The organism is Xanthobacter sp. SG618 (assembly GCF_012932745.1).
Taxonomy (GTDB): domain Bacteria; phylum Pseudomonadota; class Alphaproteobacteria; order Rhizobiales; family Xanthobacteraceae; genus Xanthobacter; species Xanthobacter flavus.
In genome coordinates, this window is the sequence record NZ_JABBHL010000003.1 from 138000 (window position 1) to 150921 (window position 12922).

General features: G+C 68.7%; 10 protein-coding genes. 3 read left to right on the forward strand and 7 right to left on the reverse strand.

What is annotated here, in order from left to right; translation table 11 throughout:
* Positions 1–352 precede the first annotated feature (352 nt).
* A complete protein-coding gene (locus tag FHT36_RS10030; RefSeq protein ID WP_169122371.1) occupies positions 353–640 on the reverse strand; it encodes a GIY-YIG nuclease family protein in 288 nt (95 codons plus the stop codon).
* Positions 641–993: 353 nt separating this feature from the next.
* Here FHT36_RS10030 and dnaG point away from each other — a divergent pair, with 353 nt between their 5' ends.
* The 3 genes from dnaG to FHT36_RS10045 all read left to right on the forward strand — a co-directional run bounded on the left by dnaG (position 994) and on the right by FHT36_RS10045 (position 5927).
* Positions 994–2925 (forward strand): DNA primase, encoded by a 1932-nt coding sequence (gene dnaG / locus FHT36_RS10035; RefSeq protein WP_169122372.1) that lies wholly within the window; start codon positions 994–996, stop codon positions 2923–2925.
* Between the two features lie 255 nt (positions 2926–3180).
* Positions 3181–5181, forward strand: coding sequence for an RNA polymerase sigma factor RpoD (gene rpoD, locus FHT36_RS10040; protein ID WP_169122373.1), 2001 nt, complete (start codon positions 3181–3183; stop codon positions 5179–5181).
* A gap of 182 nt (positions 5182–5363) precedes the next feature.
* Positions 5364–5927 carry a type 1 glutamine amidotransferase domain-containing protein gene (locus FHT36_RS10045; RefSeq protein ID WP_169122374.1) on the forward strand — a complete coding sequence of 188 codons (564 nt, stop codon included), beginning with the start codon at positions 5364–5366 and terminating at the stop codon, positions 5925–5927.
* A 487-nt stretch (positions 5928–6414) separates the two neighbouring features.
* Here FHT36_RS10045 and FHT36_RS10050 read toward each other — a convergent pair whose 3' ends face one another.
* The 6 genes from FHT36_RS10050 to FHT36_RS10075 form a co-directional block, all read right to left on the reverse strand.
* Positions 6415–7128 (reverse strand): ABC transporter ATP-binding protein, encoded by a 714-nt coding sequence (locus tag FHT36_RS10050; RefSeq protein ID WP_169122375.1) that lies wholly within the window; start codon positions 7126–7128, stop codon positions 6415–6417.
* Positions 7125–7874 (reverse strand): ABC transporter ATP-binding protein, encoded by a 750-nt coding sequence (locus FHT36_RS10055; RefSeq protein WP_169122376.1) that lies wholly within the window; start codon positions 7872–7874, stop codon positions 7125–7127. Before FHT36_RS10055 ends, FHT36_RS10050 begins: the two co-directional genes overlap by 4 nt.
* A complete protein-coding gene (locus tag FHT36_RS10060) occupies positions 7867–8784 on the reverse strand; it encodes a branched-chain amino acid ABC transporter permease (RefSeq protein WP_169122377.1) in 918 nt (305 codons plus the stop codon). Before FHT36_RS10060 ends, FHT36_RS10055 begins: the two co-directional genes overlap by 8 nt.
* Entirely contained in the window at positions 8781–9701 is a 921-nt protein-coding gene (locus tag FHT36_RS10065; protein WP_169122730.1) for a branched-chain amino acid ABC transporter permease, read from the reverse strand. The genes FHT36_RS10060 and FHT36_RS10065 overlap by 4 nt, the downstream gene beginning before the upstream one ends.
* Before the next feature lie 375 nt (positions 9702–10076).
* Complete coding sequence (locus FHT36_RS10070) at positions 10077–11249, reverse strand: ABC transporter substrate-binding protein (protein WP_169122378.1); 1173 nt, start codon at positions 11247–11249, stop codon at positions 10077–10079.
* A gap of 120 nt (positions 11250–11369) precedes the next feature.
* Positions 11370–12833, reverse strand: a complete 1464-nt coding sequence (locus FHT36_RS10075) for a carboxylesterase (protein WP_246702148.1) — start codon at positions 12831–12833, stop codon at positions 11370–11372.
* Positions 12834–12922 lie beyond the last annotated feature (89 nt).

The following is a 12922-nucleotide window of genomic DNA, read 5'->3' on the forward strand; positions in this document are numbered from 1 at the left end:
AGCCGGGGCCCAGCGCAAAAAGCCGCCGGAGGCGCTGCTAAACCCCAACGCTCTCAGGCTTTGCCCGCTGCGCGGGAGTCTTGCGCTGACCCCGGATCAGCGCTCCGGCTCCGCCGTCGCTTGTCCGGGGAACGAGAGACGAGCCTGTGCGCCGCCGCCCGTCCGCAAAACCGCCCTCGCGCCCCGGACGCATGCAGCGCAGCGGAATGTGAGCCGGGGCCCAGCGCAATGAACCGCCGAAGGCGCTGCCGAATCCCCGCGCTCTCAGGCTTTGCCCGCTGCGCGGGAGTCTTGCGCTGGATCCCGGATCAGCGCTCCGGCTCCGCCGTCGCTTGTCCGGGGAACGCGATCGTCAAAGCCAGTCTTCGACCAGATCGCGCCACTCGGGGTTATCCCCCTCGATGAGGGCGAGTTTCCAGTCCCGATGCCACTTCTTCAGGCGCCGTTCGTGGGCGCGGGCGGCATCCAGATCGTCGAACAGGTCCACATGCACGAGGAGATGGACGGCATATTTGCGGGTGAAGCCGGGGACGGCGCCGGAGCGATGCTCGAACAGGCGCCGGGCCAGATCGTTCGTGACACCCACGTAGAGCGTCCCGTTGCGACCACTTGCAAGGATGTAGACGGCAAAGCCCTGCATGGCTGCAGGCTAGCATAGCCGTGGAAGCGCGGGACGCCCCTACCGCCCTCGCGCCCCGGACGCATGTAGCGAAGCGGAATGCGAGCCGGGGTCCAGCGCAAGAGACCGCCGAAGGCGCTTCCGGCCCCAACGCTCTCAAGCTTTGCCCGCTGCGCGGGAGTCTTGTGCTGGACCCCGGATCGGCGCTCCGGCTCCGCCGTCGCTTGTCCGGGGAACGAAGGCGGATCCGTTACGTGTAAGCCCCCGTTCCCCCCGCCCGCCATCCCGGCTAGACTGAAGGGCTGCTCTCCGGGTGCCTGACTTTGGGTGACCGACGTTGCGCGCCCCTCACAGATTGCCGGCTCCGCCTGCCCATGCGCTTTTCGCCCGCCTTTCTCGACGAGATCCGCGCCCGGCTTCCGGTGTCGGAGGTGGTCGGCCGTCGGGTGAAGCTCAAGAAGCAGGGGCGCGAGTTCGCCGGGCTCTCGCCCTTCAATGCGGAGAAGACGGCATCCTTCTTCGTCAACGATCAGAAGGGCTTCTACCACTGCTTCTCCTCCGGCAAGCACGGCGACGTGTTCGACTTCCTGATGGAGACGGAGGGCGCCTCCTTCGGCGAGGCGGTGGAGCGGCTGGCCGCCATGGCCGGGCTGTCCCTGCCCCAGGAGACGCCGGAGGCGGCGGCCAAGGAGCAGCGGCGGCGCACGCTCTATGAGGTGATGGCGCTGGCGGCGAAGCATTTCGAGGCCACCCTGCAATCCCGCCTCGGGGCTAAGGCGCGCGGCTATCTCGCCGACCGGGAGATCGGCCCCGCCACGCAGAAGCGATTCGGTCTCGGCTATGCGGCGGGCGAGCGCTTCAACCTGAAGGAGGCGCTGGGCAAGGAGGGGGTCTCCGTCGCCGACATGGTGGAGGCGGGCCTGCTGATCGCCGGCGAGGACATCCCCGTCCCCTATGACCGTTTCCGCGACCGGGTGATGTTCCCCATCACCGATCTGAAGGGCCGCGTCGTGGCCTTCGGCGGCCGGGCGCTGGAGAAGGACGTTCCGGCGAAATACCTCAATTCCCCGGAGACCCCGCTCTTTCACAAGGGCTCCCTGCTTTATAACGGCTTTTCCGCCCGCACCGCCGCCCAGACCGGCGCCCGCGTCATCGCGGTGGAAGGCTATGTGGACGTCATCGCCATGGTGGAGGCGGGCTTCGGCGGTGCGGTGGCACCGCTCGGCACTGCCCTCACCGAAGAGCAACTGCAATTGCTCTGGCGCATGTCGGAAGAGCCGCTGCTGCTGTTCGACGGCGACAAGGCGGGCCGGCGGGCGGCCCATCGCGCCATCGACCTCGCTCTGCCGCACCTTAAGGCCGGTCGCAGCCTCTCCTTCGCCGCCCTGCCGGAAGGTCAGGACCCCGACGACCTGATTCGCCGCTCCGGGCGCGAGGCCATGGAGCAGGTTCTGGCGCAGGCCCGGCCGCTCGCAGCGGAACTTTGGGCGCGCGAGAGCGAAAATGCGTCGCTCGAAACACCGGAGCGTCGCGCGGCGCTGGAAGGCCGGCTCAACGAAGTGGTGAACGCCATCGGCGACGAGACGGTGCGCAAGCACTATCGGGCCGATCTCATGGGCCGCTTCAACGCGCTGATGGCCCCCGCCGAGCGCGCCCGGCCGTCCGGCCGCCGGGAGGGCTGGTCGCCCGGTTTCACGCCCGGACGGGGACGCGGCGGCAAGTTTCCGGGCAAGCCCTCGGCCCCGCCGCTGGCCCCGCGCGGACAGGAGATTGCAAGGAGCGCGCTGGTGCGCGGGCCCATGGCCGCCCTGCCGCGCAACGAGGCGCTGCTGCTGTTCTGCCTCATCAACCACCCCTTCCTGCTGGACGAGGCAGGCGAGGAGGTTTCCAGCCTGCCCTTTGCCAATCCGGAGGCCGACCGGCTGCGCCGCGCGCTCATCGAGGCGCACCTGGAAGGGCTCGATGGAGAGGCCCTCGCGGCCCATCTCGACCGCTCGGATCTGGATGCCCTGACCCGCCGTGTGAAGGCCCTCGCCAACCCCCGGCACGACTGGCCAGCCTATTCGGATACCGCAGAGACCGACGTCCGGCTCTGGTGGCATCAGCGCACGGCCTTGCATCGCAAGGCTCACGCGCTATCTAGAGAGCTGAAGGAAGCCGAGCGCACGCTGGGGGAAGACCCGAGCGAAGCCAATTTCGCCTGGCTCAGGGATGTCCGCGAGCGCCTTTCGGCGATCGACGGCACCGAGGCGCTGGTGGAAGGGTTCGGTGCCTCCTCAGGCCGTTCGGCGGTTCGATCGCTTTGATCGGAAGCCAGAGCGGCACAATTTGGCCAAGAGCGTCTGGCATGGCCCGCACAGCGGGAAATGCCGGACCCGCGGCCCACGGGACGGAAGGCAGCCTGCCGCCGACGACCATAGGGGTTGGAAGCGCGTTCAGGCTGGTTTAACGGGATGGCGTCAAAAAAGCCGCTCCCGGGTTCAAGGGCAAAAGGTGGCGAGGCTGAGGAGCCGCGCCGCCGTTCTGCTGTTGGAAATCGGCGGGATCAGCAGGAGAAGTCGATGGCGAAGCAATCTTCCGAAGCCACAGAGGCCCCGGAGAAGGAGACCGACGCCCCCGACGGGCCGTTGCTCGACCTGTCCGACGCCGCTGTCCGGAAGATGATCAAGAACGCCAAGCGGCGGGGCTACGTGACCTACGAGCAGCTCAACGAGGTGATGCCTTCCGAGGAAGTCACCTCCGAGCAGATCGAGGACACGCTGGCGATGCTCAACGACATGGGCATCAATGTCATCGAGGCCGAGGAAGCCGAGGCCGAAGAGGGCGGCGAGGAAGCCGAGACGGCGGACGAGCCGGAGGAGGCCGAAGGCGGCGAGCTGACGGAGGCCGCCCCGCGCGCCGTCGCCCGCGCCGAGACCAAGTCCGAGCCGGCCGAGCGGACCGACGACCCGGTGCGCATGTACCTGCGCGAAATGGGCTCGGTGGAGCTGCTCTCCCGCGAGGGCGAAATCGCCATCGCCAAGCGCATCGAGGCGGGCCGCGAGGCCATGATCGCCGGCCTGTGCGAAAGCCCCCTCACCTTCCAGGCCATCATCATCTGGCGCGACGAGCTGACCGAAGGTCGCGTGCTGCTGCGTGACATCATCGACCTCGAAGCCACCTATGCCGGCCCCGAGGGCAAGAACCCGCCCGCCGCGCTCGGCGAGGAGGCGGCCCTTGCCCCCGAGGCGGGCGAGGACGGCCTGCTCGGCGACGGCGCCGGCCCCGAGGGCGAGGAAGACGACATGGAGAATTCCATGTCCCTCGCCGCCATGGAGGCGGAGATCAAGCCGAAGGTCGTGGAGACCTTCGACCGCATCCACTCCAGCTACACCAAGCTGCGCCGGCTGCAGGACCAGAACGTCGAGTCCAAGCTCAAGAACGAGACCCTCTCGCCCGCGCAGGAGCGCAAGGCGAAGAAGCTCAAGGAAGAGCTGGTCGGCGACGTGAAGAGCCTGTCGCTCAACCAGGCGCGCATCGACGCGCTGGTGGAGCAGCTCTACGAGATCAACAAGCGCCTCGTGGGCTATGAGGGCCGCCTGCTGCGTCTCGCCGACAGCTACGGCGTCTCCCGCGACGACTTCCTCAAGAACTACATGGGCGCCGAGCTGGACCCCAAGTGGGTGCTGCGCATCTCCAAGCTCGGCACGCGGGGCTGGAAGGGCTTCGTCGCCCACGAGAAGGACACCATCCACGAGATCCGCGGCGACATCCACGCCCTCGCCACCGAGACGGGGCTGGAGATCGCCGAGTTCCGCAAGATCGTGCAGATGGTGCAGAAGGGCGAGAAGGAAGCCCGCCAGGCCAAGAAGGAGATGGTGGAAGCGAACCTCCGCCTCGTCATCTCCATCGCCAAGAAGTACACCAACCGCGGCCTGCAGTTCCTGGACCTCATCCAGGAGGGCAACATCGGCCTGATGAAGGCGGTGGACAAGTTCGAGTACCGCCGCGGATACAAGTTCTCCACCTACGCCACGTGGTGGATCCGGCAGGCCATCACCCGCTCGATCGCCGACCAGGCGCGGACCATCCGCATCCCGGTCCACATGATCGAGACGATCAACAAGATCGTCCGCACCTCGCGGCAGATGCTGCACGAGATCGGCCGCGAGCCCACTCCCGAGGAACTGGCCGAGAAGCTCGGCATGCCGCTGGAGAAGGTGCGCAAGGTGCTGAAGATCGCCAAGGAGCCCATCTCCCTCGAGACGCCCATCGGCGACGAGGAGGATTCGCACCTCGGCGACTTCATCGAGGACAAGAACGCCATCCTGCCCATCGACGCCGCGATCCAGAGCAATCTGCGCGAGACGACGACCCGGGTGCTGGCCTCCCTCACCCCCCGCGAGGAGCGCGTGCTGCGCATGCGCTTCGGCATCGGCATGAACACGGACCACACGCTGGAGGAAGTCGGCCAGCAATTCTCCGTGACACGCGAGCGTATCCGCCAGATCGAAGCCAAGGCGCTGCGCAAGCTCAAGCACCCGAGCCGGAGCCGCAAGCTGCGCTCCTTCCTCGACAACTGAGCTGCGCACGTCGTCAACGATCAAACGGCAGGCTTCGGCCTGCCGTTTTCGTTTGGGCCCTCCACCGGAACGATCCCCCTCCCCCGTCATTGTCCCTGTAACCGGCCCGCACGCGGCGCGCCGGATCTGCGGGCCACGGCCATGGGCCGCCCGCACAGGATCACACAACGATGGAGGCACACATGCCCGGTCCACTGGACGGCAAACGCATTCTCATCCTCTCCACCAACGGCTTCGAGCAGTCCGAGCTGGAAGTGCCCCGCGACCGGCTGAAGGAAGCGGGCGCGCAGGTGCATGTGGTCTCGCCCGAGGCCGGCGAGATCAAGGGCTGGGACAAGAAGGACTGGGGCCGCGCGGTGAAGGTCGACAAGGCCCTCTCCGAGGCGCGCGAGAGCGACTACGACGCCATCGTCCTGCCCGGCGGCCAGATCAACCCGGATCTGCTGCGGGTGGAGCCCGCCGCCATCGCCCTCATCAGGTCCTTCTACGATGCCGGCAAGACGGTGGCCGCCATCTGCCACGCCCCGTGGCTGCTGGTGGAGGCGGGCATCGCCAGGGGCAAGCGCATGACCTCCTACAAGTCCATCCGCACGGACGTGGAGAATGCGGGCGCTCGCTGGGAGGATGCCTCCGTCGTCACCGACGCCGGCGTCATCACCTCCCGCAACCCCGGTGATCTGGAGGACTTCAGCCGCAAGATCATCGAGGAAGTGCGCGAAGGAAAGCACCAGCGCCGCGCGGCGTAAGGGGGCGCTCCGCTCGCCTTGTGGGAGAGGCTTGGGGGTGACCGGTGAAGGCACCGCTTGGCGCGGACTGCGGAGGCTGGAGCCCGGCTCGCCCCCTCACCCCCAACCCCTCTCCCGCAAGGGGAGAGGGGAGTTGTGGCGGCGCAAGATGGCGACGGGATGCGTCCCCGTCGGTGCGCGGAACGACAGGCTGATATCCCCGCGCCCCGTTGCCATTCGCCTCCCTCTCCCCTCGCGGGAGAGGGTTGGGGTGAGGGGGAACGGCACCGCTTGGCGCGATCTGCGAAGGCCGGGAGCCCTGCCGGACCGTCATCGCCCGGCTTGTCCGGGCGATCCACGGAATGGCCAGGTCAGGCTTTCGGACAGCGCTCCGGCGGATGGGTGGATCGCCCGGACAAGCCGGGCGATGACGAGCGTGTAGGACAAGCCTCGTGCTCCGGCCGCGCTGTCGCTCGTCCGGGAAAAGGGATTGGTCACGACCGCCCCCTCAAACCCCCAGATAGCGCCCCACCAGCCCGGCATCCCCTGCGAAATCGGCAGCCCCGCCGGTGTGGACCACCCGGCCCTTCTCCATCACCGCCACCTGATCGCACACGCCGGCCAGCGCCGAGACGTGCTTGTCGACGACGATCAGCGACAGCCCCTCCCCCTTCAGCACCGACAGCACCGCCCATATCTCCGCGCGGATGAGCGGGGCCAGCCCTTCGGTCGCCTCGTCCAGGATGAGCAGGCGCGGATTGGTCATCAGCGCGCGGCCGATGGCCAGCATCTGCTGCTCGCCGCCGGAGAGGCGGTTGCCATAGTTGCGCCGCCGCTCGGCGAGGCGGGGGAACAGCCCGTAGACGCGCTCCAGCGTCCAAAGCGGCAGGCCGGAGCGCCCCGCCGCGGAGGTGGCCACGAGGTTTTCCTCCACGGTGAGCGTGGGGAAGATCTGCCGCCCCTCCGGCACGAGGCCGAGGCCGAGGCGGGCGATGCGGTGGGGCTTCAGGCCCTTGAGCGCCACGCCGTCGAAGGCCAGCGTGCCGCCGCTGGGCGGAAGCAGGCCCATGAGGGCGCGGATCGTGGTGGTCTTGCCCATGCCGTTGCGGCCCACCAGCGCCAGCGCACCGCCCGTCGGCACGGAAAGGTCCACGCCGAACAGGGCCGGCGTGCCGCCATAGCCGGCGGTGAGGCCGGCAATGGTGAGGAGCGGCGCGGTCATTCGCCGTCCCCCAGATAGGCGGCGCGGACGGCGGCATCGGCGCGCACCGCGTCCGGCGTGCCGCAGGCGATGATGCGCCCGTTGACGAGTACGCTGATGCGGTCGGCGAGGCGGAACACCGCATCCATGTCGTGCTCCACCAGCAGAATGGCGCAGCGGCCCTTGAGGCGGGTGAGCAGCGCCACCATGGCGGCGGATTCGGCTGGGCCGGTGCCGGCCATGGGCTCGTCCAGCAGCATCAGGCGCGGGCGGGCGGCCAGCGCCATGGCGAGTTCCAGCGCCCGCTTCTCGCCATGGCTGAGGGCGGACGCCGCGACCTCGGCGCGCGTGCCGAGCCCCACTTCTTCGAGCAGCCCGGAGGCCTCCTCCCGCGCCGCGCAGTCGGAGGCGGCCGGGCGCAGCAGGCGGAAGGTGCGCCCGCGCGCCGCCATCACGGCCAGCGCCGCATGCTCCAGCGCGGTGAAGCGGGGGAAGATGGAGGTGATCTGGAACGCCCGCGCGAGGCCCAGCCGCGCCCGGCGGTGGACTGGCAGACGCGTGATATCCGCCCCGTCGAAGCTTATGGTGCCGGCATCGGGCATCACCTCGCCGGCGATCTGGCCGACAAGGGTGGTCTTGCCAGCGCCGTTGGGGCCGATGAGGGCATGGATCTCGCCGGGCCGCACCGCGAGGTCGACGCCCGCCGTCACATGCAGCGCGCCATAGGCCTTGGCGAGGCCGGCGATGTCGAGCAGCGCCTCAGCCATCGCGCCGCCCCCCGAGCAGGGTGGCGATGCCACCCCGCGCCAGCACCAGCAGCACCAGCAGCGGGCCGAAGATGATGCGCCAGTGTTCGGTGAGGTGGGCAAGCCCATCCTCCAGCAGAACCACACCCAGCGCGCCGAGCACCGGCCCCAGCGCCGAGACGGGCCCGCCCGCCACCACCGTGACGATGAATTCCGCCGAGCGGTGCCAGGAGAGATAGGCCGGGCTCACGAACTCGGTGAGGTTGGCATAGAGCGCGCCGGCGAGACCGGCGAAGGCGCCGGCGATGACATAGGCGACGAGGCGATAGGCGTAGGGGTCCACCCCCAGCGCGCGCAGCCGCCGCTCATTGTCCCGTCCTGCCGCCAGCACCCGGCCGAAGGGCGCGCGCGCCAGCACCGTCGAGACGAGCACGGTGAAAGCAAGCAGGCCCAGCACCACATAATGGAAGGTCTTCGGGTCCTTCAGCCAGCGCGCGCCCGCCACCGTGGAGCGGGCGGCGAGCGTCAGGCCATCGTCCCCGCCATAGGCCGACAGGCTCTGGGTGACGAAGAAGGCCATCTGCCCGAAGGCAAGCGTGATCATGATGAAATAGACGCCCCGCGTCCGCAGCGAGATCGCCCCGGTGACGAGCGCGAACAGGCCGGCCGCCGCCATGGCCACGGGGAAGGAGACGAGGGCATCGCGCACCCCCTCCTCCATCAGGATGCCCACCGCATAGGCGCCGATGCCCATGGTGGCCGCATGGCCGAAGGAGACGAGCCCGCCTTGCCCCAGGATGAAGCCGAGGCTGGTGGCGGCCAGCGCGAAGATCATGGCCCGCGCCACCAGCGTCAGCATCGCGGTGTCGGCGAAGGCCGGCACGGCGGCGAGGGCCGCGAACAGCACGAAGGCGAGGATGAGCCTGTTCATGCCGGCGCCGGGAACAGGCCGCGCGGGCGGAAGAAGAGGATGGCCGCCATCAGCACATAAACGCTCATCGAGGCGAGCGCCGGCCCGGCCGCGCTGGCGGCGGAGGCGGACATGACGAGTTTCAATATGTCGGTAAGGAAGGAGCGGCCGAGCGTGTCGATGAGCCCCACCAGCAGCGCCGCCACGAAGGCTCCCCGCATGGAGCCGATGCCGCCGATGACGATGACCACGAAGGCGAGAATGAGGAGATTGTCGCCCATCCCCGGCTCCACGGAAAGGATCGGCCCCGCCATGGCCCCGGCGAAGGCGGCCAGCATGGCGCCGAAGGCGAAGATGCGGGCGAACAAAGCGGTGATGTCCACCCCCAGCGCCGACACCATGGGCGCGTTGGTGGCCCCCGCGCGCAGCAGCATCCCCGCGCGGGTGCGGGTGACCAGCACGTAGAGCAGCCCCGCCACGCCCAGCCCCGCGCCGATCAGGACGAGGCGGTAGACGGGATAGTTCAGCCCGTCCATCAGCCGCACCGAGCCCGACAGCGCATGCGGCATGGGGATGGCGAGGGGCGCCGAGCCCCAGACCATGCGCACCGCCTCGCTCACGAACAATATGATGCCGAAGGTGGCCAGCACCTGATCGAGATGATCCCGCCCGTAGAGCTGGCGGATGACGAGGCGTTCCAGCAGCAGGCCCAGCACCAGCGCGGCGGCAAGGGCCAGCGGCAGCCCCAGCCAGAAGCTGCCGGTGAGCGCGGTGGCCGTCACCATCAGGTAGGCGCCCAGCATGTATTGCACGCCGTGGGCGAGATTGATGACATCCATCACCCCGAACACCAGCGTCAGCCCCGCCGCCACGAGGAACAGCAGAATGCCGAGCTGGAGCCCGTTGAGCATCTGGACGAGGAAGAGGGTGAGGGTCATGAGCGGGGCGAGGCTGGACCGGGACGGCTCAAGGAGGATGAGCCACCGCTTCAGGACCGTCATCCCCCGGCGTGTCCGGGGGATCCACGGCACGGCCGGGCGAGTGACTTAATCGCCGGCAGCAGAAAAGCAGTGGGGTGGATGCCCCGGACGAGCCGGGGCATGACGGCTATTAATCAGGAGGCTGCTCCCCGGACAAGCGACACCGCAGGTGGAGCGCCGATCCGGGGTCTAGAAGAGAAGCCGGCGAAGCTGGCGAAAGCCCCGGCGGGCCTCGGGTCAGGCCGCCTTCGGCGGAGCGTTGCGCTGGACCCCGGCTCGCATTCCGCTGTCGCTGCATGCGTCCGGGGTGCGACATGAAGTGAGGACTGAGCCTCACTTCATGTCGCACTTTTCCGCGTAGGCGTCGCCATAGTTGGAGAAGACCTTCTCCTGCACCATGGTCTCCACCTTGCCGTCGGGGCGCTTGCCCACCTTCACGAGGTAGAAGTCCTGGATGGGGAACTGGTTGGTGTTGAACTTGAAGTTGCCGCGCACGCTCTGGAAGTCCGCCTTCTTCAGCGCCGCGCGCACGGCGGCCTTGTCGGCGGTCTTGCCGCCGGTGGCCTTCAGCGCGCTGTCGATGAGCTTGGCCGCATCATAGCCCTGCGCGGCATAAAGCGCGGGGATGTAGCCGTATTCCTTCTCGAAGGCGGCGACGAAGGCCTTGTTGGCGGGGGTGTCGAGGTCCGGCGCCCAGGCCGCGCCGGAGAAGAAGCCCAGCGCCGCCTCGCCGGTGGCCGGCAGGGTCGTCTCGTCCACGGTGAAGGCGGAGAGGAAGGGCGTGGTGTCGGCAAGGCCCGCCTGCCGGTACTGCTTCACGAGGTTCACGCCCATGCCGCCGGGCATGAAGGTGAACACCGCATCGGGCTTGGCCGCGGCGATCTTGGCGAGCTCGGCGGAGAAATCGAGCTGGCCGAGCTGGGTATAGATCTCGTCCGCCACCTCGCCCTTGTAATAGCGCTTGAAGCCGGCCAGCGAATCCTTGCCCGCCTGATAGTTGGGGGCGATCAGCACCACCTTCTTGAAGCCCTTGTCCTGCGCATACTTGCCGAGAACCTCGTGGTTCTGGTCGTTCTGGTAGGAGGCGGAGAAGAAGAAGGGGCTGCAGCCGGCGCCGGCGATGGTGGAGGGGCCGGCATTGCCGGAGATGAGGAAGGTCTCGTTCGCCGTCACGGGCTTCGCCACCGCGCCCATCACGTTGGAGAAGACCACGCCAGCGACGAAGTCCACCTTGTCGCGCTCAAGTAGGCCCTTCACCTTCTGAACGGCGATGTCGGGCTTCAGCTCGTCATCGACGACGATCACCTCGGTCTCTTGCCCGCCGAGCTTGCCGCCCAGTTCCTTCACCGCCAGCAGGAAGCCGTCGCGCATGTGCTGGCCGAGCACGGCGGAGGGGCCGGAGAGGGTCGAGACCAGCCCCACCTTCACCGGATCGGCGGCGGCCGCGCCGGACAGTGCGAGGGTGCCGAGGAGCGCGGTCGAGGCGAGAAGTCCCTTGAAACCCATGGCGGTGAAGTCCCCAATCGTTCGTTCTGACGTCGTTCGTCTGACGTCGTTCGTCTGACGTGGCGGCACCCTTGCAGAGCCGCGCGCGGCAGACAAGCCGGGATGTGGGGCACGCCGCCCTTACGGCGCCCGCGCGGGGGGCAGGCCGGCGGCGACACGCTCTTCCAGATAGGGGAAGAAGGGGTTGGACGACATGCGCACCAGCATGTCCACGTCCACCACGAGAGCCCCATATTCCCCGCGCGCCGCGATGTCGCCGAGGCGGATGCCGAACTTTTCTGCCGGGTCGGGCTCGAGCCCGTAGAGCCCGTCCGACAGGGGGAACGGCACCGCCACATGGGAGAGGGAATACACATCCTCCGGATAGACGGCGGTGAGCGGCCGCACGGTCTCTTCCGTCGCGCCGGCCGGCGTCTCGCGCACCACGGTAGCGGACGAGCCCGGCGTCGCATTGCCGATGACGGCGGTGCGGAAGCGGCGCGGCGCCGCCGGCAGCAGGGACGAGATGGCGGTGTCGGAGCGGCGGTTCAAAAGGTCCTCGAACTGGCCGGAGCGGTTGATGTCGATGAGCACCAACTCGCTGCCATTGTCGTCGAGCCGGGCGTGCAACTGCTCGATCACCGCCCGCGCGCTCACCGTGTGGTCCAGCACCGACTGGAAGGTGAGCACCGGCGCCAGCCCGGTGAGGCGGCCGGCGCGGGAATGACGCTCGATGTTGGCCTGAAGCACCTGGGTCAGTTGGAAGGACTCACGCGCGGCGTGCACCGGAAAGGAATTGTACTTGAAGGGGTTGAACTCGGGCGTGATGTTCAGCCACGCCGCCTTGGCGAAGGCCGGGAAGATGGCCGGCAGGCCCGCGAGGCCGGCGAAGCGGGCGAACTCCGTCACCCCCACCATGGGCGACATGAGCACGATGCGCGACGGCGCCACGAGGCTGGGATCATCCAGCGCATCGAGCGCGTGCATCAGCGCCAGCGCGCCACCATTGGAATAGCCGACGATATGCACCGGCTTGTCCGGCCCCACGCGCCTGCGGGCCTCACGCATGGCGAGGGCGGTCGCGGCGATCCACTCCTCGTGGCCGATCTGCGTCAGCGATCCCGGCACCGTGCCGTGGCCGGGCAGGCGCAGCACGATGGCGATGAAGCCATGGTCCGCATAGAGCTGCGCCAGATGGCGGTGGCTGTAGGGCGAATCGGTGAGCCCGTGCAGGAACACCGCCGCCCCCGCCGGCTCGCCCTTGGGCTGGAGCACATAGGTGCGGTTGAAATCCTGCGCGAAGCCGGGCGGGTAGATGGGGCTCGACGCGAAATAGCGGTTGAAGCGGACGCGGTCCTCCGGGTCCACCTTGTCGGTCACGTTGGCCTTCACGCCGGCGAAGGCCTTGTCCTCGGCGGCCATGTAGGCGGCAAGGTCGGCGGTCGCGAGGGCGCTGCGGCTCAGCTCCGGGGGATGGTAGGTGTGCCAGCGGTCCAGCGGCGGGCCGCGCTGGGAATCCACCGCCCGCACCACGAAGATGGTGGCGACCACGGCGAAGATCAGCAGCGCCACGATTTTCGCCGTGCGCTTCGTCCCCCGCCACATGAACCCGACCGCCCCCATTCCCCGTCCCCCCTTGCTCGGGGCGAACCTACAGGGCGCAGCCTTGCCGGCAAAGCACGCCGACGCGACCG

What these genes read in the sequence shown, in the direction of transcription:
- FHT36_RS10030 (WP_169122371.1), bottom strand. Translation starts at nt 640, where the DNA reads ATGCAGGGCTTTGCCGTCTACATCCTTGCAAGTGGTCGCAACGGGACG.
- dnaG (WP_169122372.1), top strand. Translation starts at nt 994, where the DNA reads ATGCGCTTTTCGCCCGCCTTTCTCGACGAGATCCGCGCCCGGCTTCCG.
- rpoD (WP_169122373.1), top strand. Translation starts at nt 3,181, where the DNA reads ATGGCGAAGCAATCTTCCGAAGCCACAGAGGCCCCGGAGAAGGAGACC.
- FHT36_RS10045 (WP_169122374.1), top strand. Translation starts at nt 5,364, where the DNA reads ATGCCCGGTCCACTGGACGGCAAACGCATTCTCATCCTCTCCACCAAC.
- FHT36_RS10050 (WP_169122375.1), bottom strand. Translation starts at nt 7,128, where the DNA reads ATGACCGCGCCGCTCCTCACCATTGCCGGCCTCACCGCCGGCTATGGC.
- FHT36_RS10055 (WP_169122376.1), bottom strand. Translation starts at nt 7,874, where the DNA reads ATGGCTGAGGCGCTGCTCGACATCGCCGGCCTCGCCAAGGCCTATGGC.
- FHT36_RS10060 (WP_169122377.1), bottom strand. Translation starts at nt 8,784, where the DNA reads ATGAACAGGCTCATCCTCGCCTTCGTGCTGTTCGCGGCCCTCGCCGCC.
- FHT36_RS10065 (WP_169122730.1), bottom strand. Translation starts at nt 9,701, where the DNA reads ATGACCCTCACCCTCTTCCTCGTCCAGATGCTCAACGGGCTCCAGCTC.
- FHT36_RS10070 (WP_169122378.1), bottom strand. Translation starts at nt 11,249, where the DNA reads ATGGGTTTCAAGGGACTTCTCGCCTCGACCGCGCTCCTCGGCACCCTC.
- FHT36_RS10075 (WP_246702148.1), bottom strand. Translation starts at nt 12,833, where the DNA reads ATGTGGCGGGGGACGAAGCGCACGGCGAAAATCGTGGCGCTGCTGATC.